The 21116-nt window shown below is 34.6% G+C and carries 19 protein-coding genes; 11 read left to right on the top strand and 8 right to left on the bottom strand.

Annotated elements, in window-relative coordinates; genetic code table 11:
• Window positions 1-411: 411 nt before the first annotated feature.
• Together ASM33_RS01370 and ruvX are read left to right on the top strand one after the other, a co-directional pair.
• Window positions 412-594: a hypothetical protein gene (locus ASM33_RS01370; protein ID WP_112477191.1), complete on the top strand. Its 183-nt coding sequence runs from the start codon at window positions 412-414 to the stop codon at window positions 592-594.
• A 239-nt stretch (window positions 595-833) separates the two neighbouring features.
• A complete protein-coding gene (gene ruvX, locus ASM33_RS01365) occupies window positions 834-1301 on the top strand; it encodes a Holliday junction resolvase RuvX (protein ID WP_110409372.1) in 468 nt (155 codons plus the stop codon).
• A 16-nt stretch (window positions 1302-1317) separates the two neighbouring features.
• On the opposite strand, the gene gyrA is transcribed toward ruvX, so the two are convergent.
• Complete coding sequence (gene gyrA / locus ASM33_RS01360) at window positions 1318-4020, bottom strand: DNA topoisomerase (ATP-hydrolyzing) subunit A (RefSeq protein WP_110409373.1); 2703 nt, start codon at window positions 4018-4020, stop codon at window positions 1318-1320.
• Between the two features lie 199 nt (window positions 4021-4219).
• On the opposite strand from gyrA, the gene petA reads away from it, so the two are divergent.
• Window positions 4220-4804, top strand: coding sequence for a ubiquinol-cytochrome c reductase iron-sulfur subunit (gene petA / locus ASM33_RS01355; RefSeq protein WP_110409374.1), 585 nt, complete (start codon window positions 4220-4222; stop codon window positions 4802-4804).
• A 17-nt stretch (window positions 4805-4821) separates the two neighbouring features.
• Here petA and ASM33_RS01350 read toward each other — a convergent pair whose 3' ends face one another.
• From ASM33_RS01350 to ASM33_RS01335, 4 genes are all read right to left on the bottom strand, one after another.
• Window positions 4822-5550, bottom strand: coding sequence for an ABC transporter ATP-binding protein (locus ASM33_RS01350; protein WP_110409375.1), 729 nt, complete (start codon window positions 5548-5550; stop codon window positions 4822-4824).
• Window positions 5543-6325 (bottom strand): MlaE family ABC transporter permease, encoded by a 783-nt coding sequence (locus tag ASM33_RS01345; protein WP_110410529.1) that lies wholly within the window; start codon window positions 6323-6325, stop codon window positions 5543-5545. Before ASM33_RS01345 ends, ASM33_RS01350 begins: the two co-directional genes overlap by 8 nt.
• A 195-nt stretch (window positions 6326-6520) precedes the next feature.
• Window positions 6521-6874 carry an Asp-tRNA(Asn)/Glu-tRNA(Gln) amidotransferase subunit GatC gene (locus tag ASM33_RS01340; RefSeq protein WP_110409376.1) on the bottom strand — a complete coding sequence of 118 codons (354 nt, stop codon included), beginning with the start codon at window positions 6872-6874 and terminating at the stop codon, window positions 6521-6523.
• Window positions 6864-7802, bottom strand: a complete 939-nt coding sequence (locus tag ASM33_RS01335) for a ribose-phosphate diphosphokinase (RefSeq protein WP_110409377.1) — start codon at window positions 7800-7802, stop codon at window positions 6864-6866. Before ASM33_RS01335 ends, ASM33_RS01340 begins: the two co-directional genes overlap by 11 nt.
• Before the next feature lie 42 nt (window positions 7803-7844).
• On the opposite strand from ASM33_RS01335, the gene ASM33_RS08290 reads away from it, so the two are divergent.
• Together ASM33_RS08290 and ASM33_RS01330 are read left to right on the top strand one after the other, a co-directional pair.
• Window positions 7845-7988 carry a hypothetical protein gene (locus ASM33_RS08290; protein WP_157956352.1) on the top strand — a complete coding sequence of 48 codons (144 nt, stop codon included), beginning with the start codon at window positions 7845-7847 and terminating at the stop codon, window positions 7986-7988.
• A 65-nt stretch (window positions 7989-8053) separates the two neighbouring features.
• Entirely contained in the window at window positions 8054-9076 is a 1023-nt protein-coding gene (locus ASM33_RS01330) for an Mrp/NBP35 family ATP-binding protein (RefSeq protein WP_110409378.1), read from the top strand.
• Between the two features lie 170 nt (window positions 9077-9246).
• Here ASM33_RS01330 and prfB read toward each other — a convergent pair.
• A protein-coding gene (gene prfB / locus ASM33_RS01320; RefSeq protein WP_179947424.1) for a peptide chain release factor 2 occupies window positions 9247-10345 on the bottom strand; the annotation gives its coding sequence in 2 pieces (ribosomal slippage) (window positions 9247-10269 and window positions 10271-10345; 1098 coding nt in all).
• A gap of 154 nt (window positions 10346-10499) precedes the next feature.
• On the opposite strand from prfB, the gene mgtE reads away from it, so the two are divergent.
• Window positions 10500-11867, top strand: coding sequence for a magnesium transporter (gene mgtE, locus ASM33_RS01315; protein WP_110409381.1), 1368 nt, complete (start codon window positions 10500-10502; stop codon window positions 11865-11867).
• 361 nt (window positions 11868-12228) lie between these two features.
• Entirely contained in the window at window positions 12229-13188 is a 960-nt protein-coding gene (locus ASM33_RS01310) for an IS5 family transposase (protein ID WP_110409214.1), read from the top strand.
• Window positions 13189-13384: 196 nt separating this feature from the next.
• Here the strand turns inward: ASM33_RS01310 and rho are convergent, their stop codons facing one another.
• The gene (rho, locus tag ASM33_RS01305) at window positions 13385-14800 is read right to left on the bottom strand and encodes a transcription termination factor Rho (RefSeq protein WP_110409382.1); all 1416 of its coding nucleotides are present in this window, start codon (window positions 14798-14800) and stop codon (window positions 13385-13387) included.
• A gap of 299 nt (window positions 14801-15099) precedes the next feature.
• Between rho and ASM33_RS01300 the strand changes: the two genes are divergently transcribed.
• From ASM33_RS01300 to plsY, 4 genes are read left to right on the top strand one after another with little or no spacing between them, the layout of a single operon-like run.
• On the top strand, window positions 15100-16443 hold the full coding sequence (locus tag ASM33_RS01300; protein WP_110409383.1) for an alanine/glycine:cation symporter family protein: 1344 nt from the start codon (window positions 15100-15102) through the stop codon (window positions 16441-16443).
• Between the two features lie 5 nt (window positions 16444-16448).
• Window positions 16449-17912, top strand: a complete 1464-nt coding sequence (locus tag ASM33_RS01295) for an alanine/glycine:cation symporter family protein (protein WP_110409384.1) — start codon at window positions 16449-16451, stop codon at window positions 17910-17912.
• Between the two features lie 10 nt (window positions 17913-17922).
• On the top strand, window positions 17923-18630 hold the full coding sequence (locus ASM33_RS08285; RefSeq protein ID WP_157956351.1) for a hypothetical protein: 708 nt from the start codon (window positions 17923-17925) through the stop codon (window positions 18628-18630).
• A complete protein-coding gene (gene plsY, locus ASM33_RS01285) occupies window positions 18630-19205 on the top strand; it encodes a glycerol-3-phosphate 1-O-acyltransferase PlsY (RefSeq protein WP_110410530.1) in 576 nt (191 codons plus the stop codon). The genes ASM33_RS08285 and plsY overlap by 1 nt, the downstream gene beginning before the upstream one ends.
• On the opposite strand, the gene ASM33_RS01280 is transcribed toward plsY, so the two are convergent.
• Window positions 19196-21064, bottom strand: coding sequence for a hypothetical protein (locus ASM33_RS01280; RefSeq protein ID WP_110409386.1), 1869 nt, complete (start codon window positions 21062-21064; stop codon window positions 19196-19198). The two genes, plsY and ASM33_RS01280, sit on opposite strands and share 10 nt — an antisense overlap.
• Window positions 21065-21116 lie beyond the last annotated feature (52 nt).

Raw genomic sequence — 21116 nt, 5'->3', positions numbered from 1 at the left:
ACGTAAGTTTTGTAATCTTTGTGTGAACTACATGAATTAAAACCCTCAGCACAAGCAAAGGAACTGTGTGCAATAGTCAAGGCAAATAGTGTAATAAATGTGAAGCACAACCTTAGCATGTATAAATAGATATTTTGATATGGTTAATATTAACATATAAACATTAATTTATTTATATTATAGTTAGCATTAGACATAAGAGAAAATTTTAGTTTAATTGAAGTTAACTCATGATATATTGTTTGTAGGTTTTAAAGCAGGTTTTATGACTAGGATATCATTTTTATTAATTTTAATACTGCTAGTAGCAAGTTTACCAATAGTAAATAATTGGCTTTCAAGTCACAAAAGACATATGAGTATAAAGAAAGAAATGAGAAAAAGCGAGCTCAATTTGTGAAGGTTATAGCAATGAAACACACTGATCCCAGTGTCACGCACACAGCTGCACAAACATCCCGTAAAGCGATAGTATTGATTGTTAAACATCAATTACCGGTGTCATCCCAGCATCCTCTTCCTGTCATCCCAGTGCGTGACACTGGGATCCATTTTGCAGTACAACTTCACCAAAAATACTGTGTTTTAATATGAAATCAGCTATTTTTGTTGTTATCTATCCATCAACCTTCTACTTGTTTGCTAGCACAGCAATTAAGGACTGGATTCCAGTGTCACGCACTTGAATGACACCATTTTTCGCATTTTTGCCTTCAAATTTACAATGTTCGTACAGTTGTGTGTCACACACTGTGATGACAGTAGAAGGTTACTGGAATGACACCTTGCCTCAACTTATGTCGTTCATTCTGACTCTAAAGGAAATCCAATAAATGCTACATAGAGATATAGACGAATTTCTAAAATGCATTCCCAAAGATAAACGCATAATGTCCCTTGATATGGGGGGAAAGCAAATGGGTATAGCATTTAGTGACAAAACACAACTCATAGCTACTGCTCATAGCGTGTATCACAGAAAAAATATGACCAAAGATCTTGGTTACCTGAACAGAATACTCAAAGAAAACGAAGCTGGATCAATAATAATAGGGATACCACTTGAAGGAAGCGGACAAGAAAATGAGTGGTGCAGAGCCATAATTGACTTTGCAAATAAAATAATAAAAAAATATAAAGTAAATATATATTTACAAGACGAAAGTTTTTCCACGGCTATGGCAACTCATGCGCTAAAAATCACAGGTATATCAATCACAAAATCAAAGAAAATAGATGATAAAATTGCCGCATGCATCATTTTACAACGAGCGTTAGATCAAATAAATGCTATTAAATAGTTTTTTATTACAAACCTCAATCTTGAATAGCATCCCCAACATCAGAAATATTTTCTTCGGTCGAATCAGGATCTTCGACTTTTGCAACTGACACTACTTTTTCACCATGTTCTGTTTTAAATAAAGTAACCCCTTGAGTGCTGCGCCCTGCAATTCTGATATCATTGACTGAAATGCGGATCAATTTCCCTTTATCTGTGATAAGCATGATATTATCACCTTGCTCAACCGGGAAACTGGCAACAACATTACCATTCCTATTGGTAGTTAGAATATTTGTAATACCAACACCACCTCTGTTAGTTATTCTGTACTCATATGCTGAAGTTCTTTTACCAAAGCCATTTTCAGTAATGGTTAATATGAACTCTTCATTCACAGCTAGCTTTAAGAACAACTCGTTCTCTATTCCTAAATTACTTAAGGCTTTCTCTAATTTAGGATTGATAGAATTACTACTTGCAGTTTCTAATCTTTTCTCAAGTGGTGTTTTTAGGTAAAGTTCTTTTACTTCTGTAGTAATTTCTATCCCATTCAGCATCGTCATTGAAATTACGCTATCGGACTTTGCAAGCCTAATACCTCTTACACCATCTGAATTTCTACTCTTAAATTGGCGAACATCACTCGCAACAAATCTTATACTTTTTCCAAGTCTTGTTGAAAGTAAAACATGATCGATTTCATCACAGACTTTAACTGATATTAATTTATCTCCCTCATCAAGCTTAATTGCTATTTTCCCATTGCTTGGAATGTAGTGAAAATCCGTTAAAGAATTACGTCTTATATTTCCATGGGCAGTAGCAAAAACTATATTTTGATTTTCGTCATTCTCACTTGGTAGCGGCATGATGTTAGTGATTGTCTCACATTCGCTAAGCGGAAAAATGTTAACAAGCGCTCTTCCACGTGCAGTTGGTTCTGCAAGAGGTAATTTATAGACTTTTAATCTATAAACTCGACCAATATTAGAAAAGAATAAAACGCTAGTATGAGTATTTGTCACAAATAACTTTGTGATTACGTCTTCTTCTTTCAACCCCTGCCCTAGCTTTCCTTTTCCACCACGACGCTGAGTTCTATAATGAGAAAGCTTAACGCGCTTAATATAACCATTCATGGTTACGGTGATCACCATGTCCTCTTGTGGTATCAAATCTTCTGCTTCAATGTCTGTATCTGACTCTTCTATTGTAGTTTTTCTTGCTACAGCAAATCTATTCTTTATTTCTTGTAAATTGTTTTTTATTTCTTTCATCAATCTTTCTTCTGAGCCAAGGAACTCGATGTATTCTTTGATTAAGTCAACCATTGTTTTGAGCTCAGCTTCTAATTTTTCCTTTTCAAGGCCAGTTAAACGCTGTAGTTTCATATCAAGAATAGCCTTAACTTGTAGCTCAGTTAATCTATACACTCCACCTTTCAAAAAGCTTGCGCTATCAGAAATCAACTCAATAATAGTGTTGATTTCATTTGAAGTTTTCCATTCTTTGTTTAAGAGTTCCTTACATGCTTCCGCCGGATCTTTTGAGCCACGGATTATCTTAATAACTTCATCTATGCTTAAAACTGCAATATAAAGCCCTATATATATATGAGCTTTCTCTCGTGTTTTTCTAAGTCTAAACTCTGTTCTTCTGATTAATACTTCTTTTCTAAAGTCAACAAAAGCTACTATGATTTCCTTTAGTGACATCAAAGCAGGTCTATTATTATTAAGCACTAAAGTATTAACACTAAAGCTACTTTTTAATGGAGTGAGCCCCAATATTTGATTTAATATGAAATCTGCTGCAGCGTTTCTTCTGAGATCAATTACTACTCTAATACCTGACTTGTCAGATTCATCCCTGATTTCTGTTATGCCATCAATTCTTTTTTCTTTTACAAGTTCGCCTATTTTCTCTATCAACCTAACTTTATTTACTTGATACGGGATTTCGTCAATAACAATTGCTTGCCTATCTTGCGGCAAGTCTTCCATATGAGTTTTGCCTTGTACAACAATTGAACCTCGACCTGTCGCAAACGCTGACCTTATTCCTGACCTTCCAAGAATCGTTCCACCTGTTGGAAAGTCTGGCCCTGGTATCACTTCAAGCAATTCATCCAGAGTAACTTCCGAATTATCTATATATAAAATACAAGCATCAATTATTTCCCCAAGATTGTGAGAAGGAATATTAGTTGCCATACCAACTGCAACACCACTTGCACCATTGACCAATAAGTTTGGAAATTCTGCAGGCAGAACAACCGGCTCAGTTTCATGCCCATCATAGTTTGGCCTAAAATCAACAGTATCCTCATCAATATCATTGAGTAAAAAGTGTGACACTCTCTGAAGCCTTGCTTCTGTATAACGCATCGAAGCTGGCGGATCACCATCTATAGAACCAAAGTTACCTTGCCCATCAATAAGCGGTAAAAGAAGTGAGAAATCTTGAGCCATCCTCACCAAAGAGTCGTAAATAGCTGCATCACCATGCGGGTGATATTTCCCCATCACGTCACCAACTATACGTGCTGCTTTTTTATACGGCTTACCAGCATCGTACCCTGCCCTTGACATTGCATACAATATACGTCTATGAACTGGCTTAAAACCATCACGCACATCAGGTATAGCGCGGCTGATGATCACACTCATCGCGTAGGAAAGATAAGAATCCTCTAATTCCTTTGTGATTGATACTGATACTATATTATCTGACATTTAAATATTAATTCGTTTAAGGAAGTTTAACACTTAATTTAGCAAATGGTCAATGATAAATCAGGTAAAAATGGGAATTGCTTTATATTCCATACAATAGCAGAGCGGAAAGACAAGTTTAGATTATCTATACAAGTTTTTGTTGATTAATATATAGTATTTAAACTAAAATATATGATTATAGCTAAGCAGACGATAAATGGACAAAAAGTTAAAAAAAACAACGGTAGGCAAAAAAAAAGATACAACAAAGGTGCCTATTATAAAAGATGAAAGCAAGAGAGATTTTATAACATTAACTACATGCGCCATGGCTGGAATAGGAGCTGCAAGTGGACTTTGGCCATTGGTTAAGTCCATGAATCCTTCTGCTGAAGTTTTAGCAATGTCCTCGGTAGAAGTTAATTTATCTGGAATTCAAGAAGGACATGGAGTAAAGGTAAAGTGGCAAGGCAAGCCCGTGTTTATTCGTAAACGTACAAGACAAGAGATTGAAGCTGCAAGGGCTGTTGATGTAAAGAATTTACGTGACCCTCAACCGGATGAGGAAAGGGTATATGAAGGAAAGGATGAATGGTTAATTATGATTGGAATATGTACACATCTTGGATGTGTGCCGGTTGACCATGATACAAAAGATGGTAATGGCTGGTTTTGTCCTTGCCATGGCTCATATTACGACACGTCAGGTCGAGTGATTGGTGGACCTGCACCAAGAAATATGGATGTACCTGATTATTTTTTTCCTAGTGAAAATGTTGTTGTAATTGGTAAAAAGGCTTAATTCACACTATATATTTATCATTTGCTTTTGGAAGTACCATATGTTCGCATATAGCGAATGAATTTTTGTATGTATTCGTTATTAGTGCTATGTATTTCCTGAACATTTCCATGAAAGATGATGTCTCCCTCATATAATACAGCTATTTTATCAGCTATTTTAAATGCGCTATGAATATCATGTGTGATTGTGATGATTGTAGGATTAAGATCGTTAGACAGTTTTATTATTATCTCATTTACTATATCTGACATAATTGGATCCAGCCCTGAAGTTGGTTCATCCAGAATAATAATTTCTGGATTGTGTGCTATTGCTCTTGCAAGCGCTACCCTTTTCTTCATACCACCTGATAATTCTATTGGAAACATGTCTGCTATATTTTCTTCCAATCCAACGTCGCTCAGCTTTTCGATTGCCAGCAGCTTTGCCTCTTTTTTGCTAATATTAAAGCGTTTTTTATAATTAAAAGATATATTTTCCCACACTGTAGCATAATCAAATAAAGCAGAATTTTGAAATAAAACACCAAATCTATTTTTCTTTTTGCTATCTATTTTTATAGATCCTGAATCTGGTGCCAGTAAGCCGATAATTATTTTTGTTAGTACGGATTTACCGCTTCCTGAGCCACCAAGTATAACTAATGATTCCCCTTTTAATATATCAAAACTCAGGTCGTTTAATATTGTTTTATCATTAAAAGACAAGTTTAAATTTGATATTGATATTATTGGGCTATGCATAGATCAAAGTAAGCATATAATTTGTTAAAATGATTAATATAGATGATACAACAACAGTTGATGTTGTAGCAACACCAACTCCTCGAGCACCTTCCAGGCAGTGATAGCCGTAATAGCAGCTTGTGATGGAAATGATAGCTCCAAATACAGTTGCTTTGACTAATCCGGTTATAAAATCATACATATTAAAAAACTGAGCTGTATATTTGATATATATGTTTAAATTATGGTGAAATTCAAAAACAGCGGTGATATAACCTCCAAATATCCCGATTAGATCTGCACACACCGTAAGTATAGGAAACATTATCACTGACGCTAAAATTCTTGGCGCAATTAAATATTTAAAAGGGTTGATACTCAAGGTTGTAAGAGCATCTATTTGCTCGGTAATGCGCATTGTGCCAATTTCTGCTGCAATTGATGACCCAACCTTCCCTACCATTATCAAACTAATTAACACTGGACCCAATTCCTTTATGATTGTAATCGTAACAATTTTCGGCACAACTTGTTCTTGATTAATTAGCATGCCACTCAAGCTACTTTGTAAAACTATTACTGCTCCTATAAATACCCCAGTCAGCCCAACAATTGGCAAAGAGAAAAAACCTATCTCTATAATTTGCCTTGCCACGTTGCTAAAATAATATGGCGGCACAAAGCAATGGTATAGAGATTGAATAAAAAATATGAATGCGCTACCAAGCCTCGACAAGAAATTGATGAAATACCTACCAATTATTCTAATGCTATTGATATCAAAAAAGCTCACTGCGTTTATCTTAGATAAAAAACTGATTTTATTAAAATCTTTCATCCAAAGTATATCTGAGATATATATAAATTCAATGTATACTAAAATAATTTAGATTTATGTAATTATGTATGTACCCGTACTTTAGTATAATACACTTTTAACCACAATTCTGGATGGCGTTGTTACATAGAAATTTATTAAATATCAAATTCAGTCGTTTATAGCTTTTGGCACTACAAAATATCCATGCTCAGGCTTTGTGTTAGATAATATCTCCTCTTTAATGTTTTGAGAATTAACAACGTCGTCACGTACATGAACATCCTTATCAATGCTACCGTAGCGTATAGGAGACACACCTTCAGTGTTAACTTGCAGCAAAATATCGTGTATCCAATCCAGCATTGTTAGCTCTTTAGAATAGTGTTCAATTTCATCATTTGATAGCTTAATCCTTACAAGCCGGGCAATTTTACGCATTTCTTCTTCGGTAATTGTTATTTTTCTTTTATTTACAAATTCTATTAGCGAAGTAATTATATCTTCTGTCGATTTAGTGGGCATCTTCACCTCCTTGGGTCTCTAACATAAAGTTAGCTAAAATATTTGCAACTGAAACAACTTCTATCTTATCAGTTTTTTCAAATTTTGGAAGTATGGTATCTGTGATGATCAATTTATCTAAAGCAGAAGAAGAGATTTTGTCAACTGCAGTGCCTGAAAGCACCCCATGTGTAATACAAGCAATTACAGAATTTGCTCCATTGTTTTTAAGTGCAAGTGCGGCATTGCATAAAGTTCCACCAGAATCAACTATATCATCAACAATCACGCAATTTTTGTCTGCCACTTCTCCTATTATATTCATCACTTGAGATGTACCTGCTTTCTCTCTATATTTATCAACTACAACGATCTTATCACTTAACTCTATGTTATATTTTTCTTCTAAAGTCTTTGCAAAAGCACGCGCTCTGCCAATTGCTCCAACGTCTGGTGCAATGATTGCTAAGTTTTCTTTATGTACTATAGATTTAGTAAATATCTCAAAACAGTTTAAATTAGCTATTGGCACATTAAAAAAGCCCTCAGTTTGACTTGAATGTAAGTCAACGACTGCAACACTATTCACACCTGCAGTTTGAATAAGGTTTGCAACAAGCTTAGCACTGAGAGCTGACTGCATCTTACCGTTTTTGATAGTCCTGTCTTGCCTGCTATATCCATAATAAGGAATAATTGTCGTTATCCTCTTAGCTCCAGCTCTTTTTGCTGCATCAATTGTAAGGAGAAGCTCTATAAGACTATCATTCACAGGAGGAGAAATAGATTGTATTATACACACTTCTTTATTATAGAGGTCACTCCCCACTTCAACGTTTATCTCACCATCAGCAAACTTTGATATATGAGACTCAGATGATTGAACGCTCAGCTTATTAGCTATTAATTCCCCTAATTCTTTACTAGCATTGCCTATTATTACCTTCATAATGTATTAATTGAGTTTTTTAGATTATACATAGATTATTAAATGATTAAAGTTGTTAGTTTCTTTATCTTGTCATCCCAGTGCCCTACTCTTCTTGTCATCCCAGTGCGTGACACTGGGATCTCGTTTGAAAAATACAAGCCTAAAATCATGGATTCCAGTGTCACGCACTGGAATGACAGGTGAAAGGCTACTGTAATGACAAGGGAATGGTTACATAAAACAGTACGCATAGTTTTGAGAAGCATCTAATGATTAATGAGGAGATTATAAAAGATCATTTAAAAAAAGTTATAGAGCAAAAAAGCAGCAAGGATGTTATTGCCCTTGGCATAGTATCTTCAATTATTATTAAGGAAGGACACGTTAGTTTTGCTCTTGAAATTGACGGTAACACAAAAGAAAACGAAGAGTTAAGAAAAAATTGTGAGCAAGCTGTTAAAGATATACCAGGTGCAACAAAGGTGACAGTAGTTGCAACTAGTGCTACTACTCCAAAACAACAAAAAGCTAAATTACATATCGAAGGAGTTAAAAATATAATTGTTGTTGCCTCTGGCAAAGGTGGCGTGGGCAAATCCACAGTTGCACTAAATCTCGCTCTTTCACTCGCAAGATTAAAGCATAAAGTTGCACTGCTGGATGCGGATATATATGGTCCTTCAATTCCTAAAATGCTTGGTGCTGAAGAATTAAAGCCAGAGGTATTAGGTGGTAAAGTCATACCTATAGAAAAGTATGGACTTCATACTATTTCAATTGGCTATTTCATCGATAAAGACCGTGCAGCAATATGGCGCGGACCTATGATCACAAAAGCACTTCACAATTTGCTAATGGGAACAAAATGGCCTGATATAGAATATTTGATAATTGACACACCGCCTGGAACCGGAGATGTACATTTAAGCCTGATGGAAAATTTTCACTTAACTGGAGCAATAATAGTTTCAACACCACAGGAACTTGCTTTAATTGATGCACGTAAAATCTACGATATGTTTACAAAGCTCAGTGTGCCAGTTATTGGCATTGTGGAAAATATGAGTTATTTTATCCAAAACAGCTCAAAAATATACATTTTTGGAAAAGACGGTGCAAAAAAGATGTCTGAGGAGCTAGGCATAACACTCTTAGGCAGCATTCCTATAGACCCACAAATATGCCAAGCCTGTGACTGTGGAGATCCTTCAATTTTAAGTCAAAATTTAGTAGAGATTTACGATGATATTGCTAAAGGAATTTTAGTATTACCAATCAAAGAAAAAACATAACCTTAAGCCTTGTAGGCAACAGATCTCTTGCAGAACTCGATTTCTGATGAGAAATTTTTAGGAGAAGTGCAGACGAGCACCGCAGAATACTCGGATGTATTTGAGGAGCGCAGACAAGCTTTAACGACAAAATTGCCTTCAGAAATCGAGTTATGCAAGAGATCTAATAGTTATTTAGTTAATACGCTGATTATAAAACAGTCTATGTTGCCATCAAAAACAGAATTTATATTGCCTACTTCATACCCAGCTCTTAAATCCTTCACCATTTGATATGGATGCACAACGTATGATCTAATTTGATTACCCCAACCTATATCGCATTTTTTTCCATATTCTTCCGCCATTTTTTGTTCTTTCTTTTCCAATTCAATCTGGTACAAACGTCCTTTTAGTAATTTTAGTGCCTCATCTTTGTTTTTATGTTGAGAACGATCATTTTGACATTGCACTACAACTCCTGTTGAAATATGTGTAATGCGTACTGCACTTTCAGTTTTGTTCACATGCTGTCCACCAGCACCAGAAGCACGATAAGTATCGACCTTTAAATCTTTCTCGTCCACAACAATGCTAATTGAATCTTCAATCACTGGAGTCACACCTACACTTGCAAAACTTGTATGACGTTTACTATTTGCATCAAATGGTGATATTCTAACAAGCCTGTGAATACCACTTTCACTTTTTGCCCATCCATAAGCTTTTTCTCCAATAATTTTTATTGTTGCAGACTTTATACCAACTGCATCACCATCTAATTTTTCTACAATTTCAACCTTAAAATTGTGATAAATCTCTGCCCATCTTACATACATTCGCATAAGCATTTCAGCCCAATCATTGCTCTCTGTTCCACCAGCTCCTGAGTGAATTTCCAAAAAACAATCATTGTTATCCGCTTCACCAGAAAATAATGACTCTGTTTCTTTATACTTGATTAGTTTCTCTAGCTTTGTAAGCTCGTTTTCAACTTCAGAAAAAAACTCTTCATCATTTTCGTCAATAGCAGATTTCATTAAATCAATGGCGTCATTGTAATTACTTTCTAGCTCTAAAAACGACTCTACATCATTTTTAATTTTAGAACGTTCTTTTAAAATTTTTTGTGCTTTTTGATTATCTTGCCATAGGTCATCATTCGACGCTTGTGAGTTCAACTCTTCAAGACGCAGCTTTAATTTTTCTATGTCAAAGACACCTCCTGACAAGAGAAACACTTTTACTTAAGCTCTGAAAGTGTTCAAGGATTTCTGAATAAGTTTTCATTATGCTTTAGATTTTAATATGTTTACTATCACCAATAATAACAGCAAACAAAATAGAAATTTAACCATATAGTAGTTAATTCAAAACAACTTCATTATACTCTAATGATCGAAGGAATCAAGCATGTATATTTATTAAAAAGCAAGGTAAAATAATGAATGTTGAAACAAATTTTCACTACGATTTAGATCAAAAGGTTGTTAAAGACCTGATAGAGTCAATTGACAACCGAGATCTAGAAAAGGTTAATGAGATTATAAAAACTATAGATAGTGTTCAGCTAGCTTATTTTCTATCAACGGCAATTAATGACCATAGGGAAGAATTAGTAAATGTCCTTGATCACTATTTGTTAAGTGATGCTCTAGTGCATGTTGTACCAGACTTACAGATAAAAATAATAGAAACATTAGGAGCAGAAAATACTGCACATTTACTGATGCTTTTAGATATAGAAGACATAGTAACCATAGTAAAAGACTTAGATAGCAAGCACTTAGAAAATATACTCAGCTATCTGCCAGATCAAACAAAAAAATCAGTAGAAGAATTGCTATCATATCCAGAAGAAAGTGCGGGAAGGCTGATACATAAAGATATGGTTATAGCTCCATATTATTGGACAATAAATCAGTTGATGGAGTTTTTGCGCAACTATAAAAAAATACCAGAAAATTTTTACCAAATTTTTATTATTAATTCAAAATTGGAGCCGATAGGCAGCGTTAACTTAAATAAAGTGATATCCAATTCAGGGGAAACCATAATAGAGGAAATAATGGACCGTGATATAAAAATCATAAAAACTGGTGTAGACCAGGAGGAAGTAGCAAGAGTGTTTCAAGATTACTCTCTGTTATCAGCTCCGGTAGTAAACAAGCATGGGAAAATTATCGGTGTAATCTTAATTGAAGATGTAATAAAAGTCGTTCAACAAGAAACAGAAGAAGATGTGCTAAAAATAAGCGGTGTATCGGCTAAAGCTGATATAAATGCACCTATACATAAAACTATAATGAAAAGACTACCTTGGTTATTGTTTAATCTCTTAGCTGCAACAATATGCTCTATAGTGGTTGGTTTTTTCGATAACGTAATAGAAAGGTTCATAGTGCTACCAATAATCATGCCGATAATCGCATCAATGAGTGGAAATGCAGGATCTCAAACAGTAACGCTAACTATCAGGGCACTCGCAACAAAATATTTAACTGAGCAGAATGCAAAAAGAATACTCGTAAAAGAATTTTTAATAGGCCTTATAAATGGAGTAATGTTATCTACAATTTCATTGGTAGTGTTAGCAATAAGGTTTCACAACTTCAAAGTAGAGATGATCTTTGTTGTTTCAATGATTATGATGTCAATTATTGCAACATTTATCGGTGCTTTTATTCCCATAATGCTCCATCGTTTAAAGTCTGATCCTGCAGTTTCTTCTTCAATTCTAACATCAGCAACAACTGACATCCTTTCAGCTTTAATATTTCTTGGGCTTGCAACGATGCTTTTGTGTAGTTAGGCTGGGCCATTTTCTCTATCATCCTATAACTTGATCCACATCTGTACGAACGTCGTACTTCAAGATCATTCTGTTCTCATCCCAGTATCCTCTTTCCGTTTATCCAAGTCGCCCCTTCCTGTCATCCCAGTACCCAGACACTTGGATCTCACTTAGTAATTTCGTAATGTAAATTATACCAATCTTAGTTTTTTCTTGCAACTAAATCGATTTTCCATTGCAAGTATATAAATAGTGTAATTTCCCATAAAACCTAGATCCCAGTGTCACGCAGGCTTTGTTGCATAGCTAGGGAGAAAAAAGCTGGAAGTTACTGACTAAATTCATTATAAAATGGCCATTTAACCGCCAAAGGAAAAATATGCCAGTCAAAATGAAAGTCAGTAACCAAAGTGAATATAACAAATTTCTTCAAGAAAGGGGAAATATTTTTCATTACATCAACGACGCCATTGAAAATTGGCACGAAAATAGACCAAAAGTAGCAGGTGGCAATAATATTTACACCGATAAAGTTGTGATTTTAGTTCATATAATAACTTATCTATTTAGGATTGGCCTGAGGCAAACGGTAGGATTTATAAAAGGATACCTCGAGCAAATAGGAAAAAGCCTACAAGTCATCAGCTATTCACAGGCCTCAAGAAGATTTAAAAAACTGAATATTAAGATTAATGACAACAGGGTTGATAAAAATAATATGGAAAATATTGAAATTGCTATAGATAGCACTGGTATTGGCATCTATAACACTACTGCTGGCCATAACAAAAAAAATAATGAAGTGAGACAATACAGAGGGAGAGAACAAGCAAGAAAAATGCATGTAATGTTAGATATAAGCAGCAAAAAAGTTATGGATTTAAAATACACTGAACTATATTATCCTGACCACTGGGCAGCTAGTAAGCTGATGAAAAATGATTATGGTAAAATAGAAACGTTATATGCAGATGGTGCATATGACAGAGCCATGATTTATCAGCAATGTTACAAGCTTAGAATAAAAACGAAAATACCACCAAAAATTGATGCAGTAGAGCATCAGAATTTGGATTATATGGCCCAAAGAAATACTGCAGTTAGGTTAATAAGATCGTTTGATGGAGATACAATAGAGAAAATAAAGCAATGGAAAAAGGAGGTAGGATATGGAAAAAGATCCTACATAGAAGCATTCTTTTCGCGATTAAAGCAAATATTTGGGTTTAGTTTTAGGAATAAATCTGAGGTTAATCGTGAGAAGGAACTGCTACTCAAGTGCTATTTGCTGAATAAATTTACTGATATAGGTATGGCTAAATTTCAGGTAGCCTCATGAACTTATCATATACTACCTGATGCCAACTAGCTATGCAACAAAGCCTGTCACGCACTGGGATGACAGGAGGAGTATACTTGGATGACACCATTAGTTGTGCAGGTCGATTTAAAATACAACATTCGTACAGCTTACGATAGTATCTATAGCATAAATCTTACTAATGCCAAATAAAAGCTACATCTCTTCCGGTTCGCTAATTATTCATAGAGTTAAAAAAGTCAGCATTACTCTTTGTTAAAAGCAATTTATCACGTAAAAACTCCATTGCTTCAATAGATCCCATAGGGTTAAGTATTCTACGTAACACCCATATTTTATTGAGTATAGCTTTCTCAATCAATAATTCTTCCTTTCTAGTTCCAGATCTCGTAATGTCAATAGCTGGAAATATTCGTTTATCAGCAAGTTTTCTATCAAGAATGATCTCAGCATTTCCTGTACCTTTAAATTCTTCAAAAATAACCTCATCCATTTTTGAACCAGTGTCTACCAAAGCTGTAGCAATGATTGTTAAAGAACCGCCATTTTCTATATTGCGGGCTGCTCCAAAAAAACGTTTTGGTCTTTGTAGCGCATTTGAGTCTACACCACCAGTTAACACTTTTCCAGATGAAGGAATAACTGCATTATAAGCACGTGCAAGACGAGTTATAGAGTCGAGTAAGATGACCACATCTTTTTTATGCTCAACCATTCTTTTAGCTTTTTCTATTACCATTTCAGCAAGTTGTACATGGCGATAAGCAGGTTCATCAAATGTAGAGCTCACTACCTCGCCTCTCACAGAACGCATCATATCTGTAACTTCTTCAGGTCTTTCATCTATTAGTAATACTATTAATTCTATTTCAGGGTGATTTGCAGATATAGAAGTAGCTATTTGCTGGAGTAACATTGTTTTCCCAGTACGAGGTGGAGCAACTATTAATGCTCTTTGTCCTAGACCAAGAGGCGCAACTATGTCTATAGCACGCATGTTTATATCTTTTCTATTATCATCGCTGCTATTGTTTTCAAGGATTAATCTTTTTTCAGGATAAACAGGACGCAAATTATCAAAATGAACGTACTTCCTTAACTCACTCACCTCAGCAGAATTAATACTTTCAACCTTAGTCAAAGTAAAATATCTTTCTTTATCACCAGGTGGCCTTAATTCTCCGCAGACTATATCTCCTGTGCGTAAATTAAATTTCTTTATTTGTCCATTGGAAACATAAACATCATCAGCACTGGGAGCATAATTTGCGCTTGCTGAGCGTAAAAAACCAAAACCATCAGGCAATATTTCTACCACTCCACTTCCTGTAGTAATGCCTCCTTCCTCGCTCATTTTCTTCATCAAGCTGAATATCATTTCCTGTTTCAGCATTCTGCCGTTACTCTTTCCATTAGCTGAAACTTTTCTTTCTTCAGTCAATTGTAATAATTCTTCTACTGTTCTTGCTTTTAAATCACTTAAATCTAATGTTTTGATATTTTTTTCATTATCTTCATGTGTTACTTGTTTTATCATATCGTTATCGGAAATTTGTTCGTTTTTCTTTGTTGATTCGCGCTTAGCCGTAATCTTTTCGCTTGTCAAAACATCATCATTAATTGTTGCCATACTCCTCCAAAAATTTTAATTGATTCTTGCTCACCTAAAATGTGACTATAAGATAATAAATTAAGTTGAGTTAAGTTTTTAGAATGTGCTAAACCCAATTACCACAGGGTCCACATACTTTGCTTACATTATATCAATAACTACTGGTAAGTCAAGTTAATTTAGTATTAACAGTATGTAAAAGCAAATAAATAATTTTAGAAGCCTTTAAGTATCAATCTTATTCAGATATTCAATCTGATTGTATTATAGCGGTAAATAGGCTATATATCACTGTATTCTCTCAATATTCAAGCTGTATGATTGTAAAAATAAGTGAACTATTAAACTCACTTCTATGTATAAAGATATTTAACATTCCATTTATAATTATTTGGGTAATTGCAACCGGGATTTTTTGCACAGTTCAGTTTAAATTCATTAATTTCAGATTATTTAAATACGGAATACAAACACTATTTAACATGAAATGTAATAGTGATAACAAAGGTATAATCACTCATATTCAAGCATTTGCAACAGTAATTTCAGGAACAGTAGGGCTTGGAACGATATCAGGAGTTGCAATTGCTATTACAATAGGGGGACCAAGTGCAATTTTTTGGATGATAATTACTGGAATGCTTGGTATGTCAATAAAGTTCGCTGAAGTGGTGCTTGCATTTACTCATCGCTCTGACAACACAACTGGCGGGGCTTTTTATTACATGAAAGACGGGCTTGCAAAAATTGGATTTCCAAAAACTGGCAAATTTCTTGCATTCGCCTATGCGATTATGCTTATTATCGCAATGATATTTGGTGGAATACCATTTCAAGCGAATCAAATGGCAGCATTGTCAGATAACCTCTTTGGTTATAACGTATCTATTATAATATCTCTGCTTGTTTTAGTCGTGATACTTGGAGGAATAAAACGCATTGCTTTTGTGGCAACGAGTTTAGCACCTATTATGATAATGTTATATATAGGTATGTGTGTGTATCTAATCTACGTGAACAAAAGCAATCTACTCAATGCTTTATCTATAATATTTCAAGATATTTTCAGTAAATCAGCCGTAGGAGGAGGGGTATTCAGTGGTTTAATAGCGGGAGTGAGAAGATCAGTGTTTGCTAATGAAGCAGGTACTGGAACAGCAGCGATAGCACATTCAACTGTTAAAGAAGTAGATCCAATCAAAGTTGGGTGTGTTGCGATGATTGCACCATTTATAGATACAATATTAATCTCATTTTTAACTGGTATTGTGATAATCATTACAGGTATCCACAACGTTGATAATATTGGTGATATCACATTAATTAGTTCGATATTTTCAACAGCTTTGCCCTTGTTCAGCAAGTCGGTCTTTCCTCTTATAATGTTTTCATTTGCATTTTCCACAATAATCGCTTATTGTTACTACTCTGAAGTTGCTTTACTGTATTTATTTGGTAATAAAAAAGTACTGCTGATATTGTTCCAAGTTTTTATAGTAATCTCAGTATATGTGAGTTGTATGTCAAAAAATGTGGAATTTATATCTTATTTGGGTGATACATTATTTATGTGTCTTATGATCCCAAACACTATTGCAATATATCTGCTGAGAAGAGAAGTTTTAAATACGATAGATTCTTATTACAGTTCCAAAAGGTAGTAAAAATGATTTATAGATTACTTTGTATGGCATTATTTTGCCTATTGTTTAATGATGCGTATGGTTCAGGTTTTTATGAAAGTTATGATACTGTACTGAATGGAATAAGCACCTTTATGAATGAAGTGCTGTTTTTCAAAATCTTTTATATACCGTTCATACTTCTTTTACTATCCTTTGGCTATATATTTTTAACCTTACGCTTTAAGTTTCTTAACATAAGAATGTTTAAGCACGCATTTGCTATTCTTTTCGGAAAGTACGATACAGATCACCATGATGGCCACATCACACATTTTCAGGCATTTATAACTGCACTTTCAAGTACTGTAGGCCTTGGAACTGTTGCAGGTGTTGCAATTGCAGTTTCAATGGGTGGACCTGGAGCGGTGCCTTGGATGATGATTACAGGTTTTTTTGGTATGTCAGCAAAATTTGCTGAAGTAACATTGGCATTTAGACACAGAACAGAAGATCAGGACCAATTATTTAGTGGACCTTTTCAGTACATAAGGAATGGTTTAGAAGAGTTTGGCTTTAAAAAACTTGGCATTTTTCTAGCTGCAACATATGCAGTATTTTTTGTGTTATCAGGTCTTGGAGGAAGTGTAGCGTTTCAAACTAATCAAATGGTTTCAATATTATCTGGTTATTCAGATTGGGTAGACGGTCATCCTTGGTTTCTTTCTTCTATAATCTCTGCACTGCTTGGCTTGGTAATTATCGGCGGAATTCAGAGAATAGCGAGAGTATCTTCTGCATTAGTTCCTATTATGTCACTCATATATATATGTAGTTGCCTTGTTATCATTGGGTTTAATATCCACAACCTTGGTCACACATTTAAGATATTATTTTCCAGCATGATAGATTTTAATGCTGTTGGCGGAGGAATGGTAGGAGCATTTGTTGCTGGAATTCAAAGAGCAGTTTTTGCAAGTGAAGCTGGTGTTGGTTCTGCTGCAATTACTCATGCAACAACTAAAGATGAAGAACCAGTAAGAACTGGGCTTGTTGCGATGATAGAGCCGTGTTTTGACACAATGTTAATTTGCTGTTTAACGGGAATAACAATAGTAATAACAGGTGCATACCAAACAGGTGTTGGCGAAGGGATATTAATCACTCAAAAAGCATTTGAGACAGTTTCTCCATGGTTTCCTATACTTTTGACAGTAGCAGCACCTTTGTTTGCATTTTCTTCGGTAATTTCGTTTGTGTATTGTTGTGAAATGGGATGGCTGTACCTATTTGGTGCAAAAAGTATAATAATATACCGTATATTGGTTGTAATTGTAGCATTTTTCTCTGGCTTATCTAAAGATATCATGACTATTTCCAATATTGGTGGAACTCTATTTTCTTGTTTAGCTTTGATCAACATGACAGCACTTATACTGTTTAGCAACCAGATCAATGATGAAGTTCAATGCTATTTGAAAAGACTGAAAAATAATAAAATTAATTAAATTTTGGTGTATGAAGGTACAGCAACAGGTGTCATTTCAGTACTATCTTCTTGTTACAGCAAAACTCTTCCTAGTACAATCTTCTTGTCATCCAAGTGCTCGTTTTTTGTCATCCCAGTGCGTGACACTGGGATCCAGTCTTTCATATAATTTCATCACAATACTGTATCTTGACACAAGAACTTTTATACTTTTCGTTATTCATTGTGCTCACTTGCAAGCAAGTTCGCTGGATCCCAGTGTCACGCACTGGGATGACAGGAAGGGCTATTCGAATGACACCCTTGGAGCTACTTTCATGACAAGAGATGTGGCAATGTTTTGGCTATTGTCATCCAAGTACAATCTTCCTGTCATCCCAATAACTGACACACAATTGTACGAATGTTGTATTTTAAGGCAGCTTGCACAACTAATGGTGTCATTCCAGTGCTCATTTCCTGTCATCCCAGTGCGTGACACTGGGATCTATTTTGCATGTAGTTCCGCTATAGTATTATGTTTTAATGTAAAATTTTATATTTATCCTCTAGATTCGCTTGCGAACAAAGTTCGCTGGATCCCAGTGTCACGCACTGGGATGACACCTTGGGGGTACTCGGATGACAGCGATGTTTTGGGTATTGTCATCCTATGGCTTGACCATAGGATCCAGAAAGAAAAAAGCATGGGTTCCAGTGTCCGCTACTCGAATGACACCATTTGGATACTGGGATGATGGAGAGGTATATAGTTCTTATACTATCCTACATACTCGGTTCAATACCGTTTAGTTTAATTATTACAAAAGCTCAAGGTATAGATTTAAGAAAAATAGGTTCAGGAAATATTGGAGCTACAAATGTCTTAAGGACAGGAAATAAATCTCTTGCTGCTTTAGCATTATTGCTCGATTCCTTAAAAGGATTCATTGCAGTTTATATAGCGCAGCAATTTCTTGATGATGGTTTTGATGTGTATCTCTGTGCAATTTTAGCAGTTTTTGGGCACATGTTTCCTATATGGCTAAAATTTAAAGGAGGCAAAGGAGTTGCAACCACTCTAGGAGTGTTGATAGCACTTAATATTCAGATCACTGCAGCATTCGTAATAACTTGGATAATAGTCTTTCTTGCCTTTAGATACTCTTCTCTTGCTTCGCTCAGTGCTACTGCAATATCCGTGATAACTTCATGCTTTTTTGAAGTGGATTTGTTCTTAACATTACTAACTATAGGAGCACTGGTTTTTCTAAAACACCACAGAAATATTGTGAACCTTTTGCATGGTAAGGAACATAAGTTTTATAAGTGATGCATTGCCAAATGAATAACACTCAAGCTACGAGATAAATTGCTTGATGGTATTATCCTTGCCTCATTATTCAAAGTTATCATTCTTTCTTTTACTATTTTATCTATTTCTTGTGTTGTCAAAAGACCATCTTCAATGAATTCATTTTTTGTTTCTCTTATTTTTTCATAAAGCTGCTCTATATTATTTTTATTTCTATCATATATATCCTCAACTTCTAACTTTAACTTATATGAAGCTTCTTTTTTTAACATTTCATCTATTTCTAGTTCTGTTATTTCTAACTTTTCTTGCAAAGTTTTCTTTATTTTTTGCTTATCATTGTTTTTACTGAGTTCTGCATATACCCTATAGCACTTTTTTTCTTTTTGTAGCGTTCTTAGCTTATCTAACATGCTAATTATCTGACCTTCAATAGCCTTTTCAGCTTTTAACTTAAATTCTTCCACTTCTTTTTTTATTATCGTATCAGCTATTTTTTTAGCATCGTCATGAGAAAAAATCCCCACAAAAAATTGTGTGCTAAGCAGGCCTTTATTTCGCAACTTTAAAAAAACTTTTTCTTTAACCTTGTCTAATAAATTTTCTTGATTATCAAGGCCATGTTGTTCCAACTTATCTCTTATATGATCAAGAAGAAAATCCTCTAACACATTTAATTTGATAGAACCAATATTTCTCATTAATGTCAGTACAATTTGTTCAGTATAACCTGAACTAAAACTTAACAACTCTCTCATTAAAGGAATCCTTACTTCTGAAAGAAAATCATCAACTATTTTCTGGCTATTGCGATCATCAGGACCATTTTGAACTTTATACCAAGCATTAAAGATTTCTTTGTTGTTTTTCTTTTCTTTTAACTTGTCTAACATGAACCAACGTACTTCACTTTCTGCTTCTGAAAGCAATATTTGTCTTGGAGGTGTGAATCTAATTTCTGGATCAGGATGGATTCCCTCCAAGGTACTGAGCATCCTGTAGATCACGCCAGTAAAACAAGTGTTAGGAATTCGTTCTTTTCTCGAGAATACTTGAGTATCAATTAAATTAGCAATTAATGCATCCTTTTTACTCTTAACTGCTTCTCTTTCTCCATCATTGCAAGCTCTTAAAACAAAAAGTAGAACCTGCCCACCTGTCAACCCAGAACTATGCTTCTGGTCATTACTACAAAAATCATTCAAAAATGTACTTACTTTGTTTTTATCTTCACCACTAAATTCATATGAATTGTCTATATATTGGGTGAATTGAATATACTCACGGCTATTAATTACATCTTCAGGTATTTTTTCACCATACTTGTCTTTTAATTTATCAATATTTTTAATAATATCATCGTTTAATTGGTGAGGGAGTAAATGTTCGAGCTTAACATCAAAGCTATTAACCAGCCCTCGTGAATTCTCTTTTATGCCTTCTAAAAAGAAACTTATAGCAGCCTTAAATAATGTAATCGGATTAAAATCTTTTGGTCTTAACTCACTCTGCAATAGAATTAATATCATTGAGAGTGGTATTGTTCCAAGTAATGATACTAGTAGGAAAGTGGTTGTAAAAGTTAAGTATGTTATAAATGCTGAAAACAGGGCAAAAGATATCAGCTTAATTATATTATCCTTAAAAAATATTTCCCAGTAATCTTTCCTGGTTATTTTTTCTTTTTTTGCAATTTTGATTTCTTTGTAAATATGAAAAGTTTTAATTTCGGATCTAAAAAACAAAGTGCCAGCCATGAAAAGAAGATCAATAGGATTTACTAGAATGCTTAACGAAACAAAAGTTGCAAAATAACCAGCAAATTTTAGCCGACTAGAATCCTTTGAAGGAAATTGTAATTGAGAAATGCCTATCATAACCTACACCCATAACATTATTACAATTTAAGAATAATAGAATGGTCTGTTA

Source organism: Wolbachia endosymbiont of Folsomia candida (assembly GCF_001931755.2).
In the GTDB taxonomy this organism is placed as follows: Bacteria; Pseudomonadota; Alphaproteobacteria; order Rickettsiales; family Anaplasmataceae; genus Wolbachia.
Note: the sequence above shows the minus strand (reverse complement) of the source record. Positions and strands in the feature narration are given on the sequence as shown.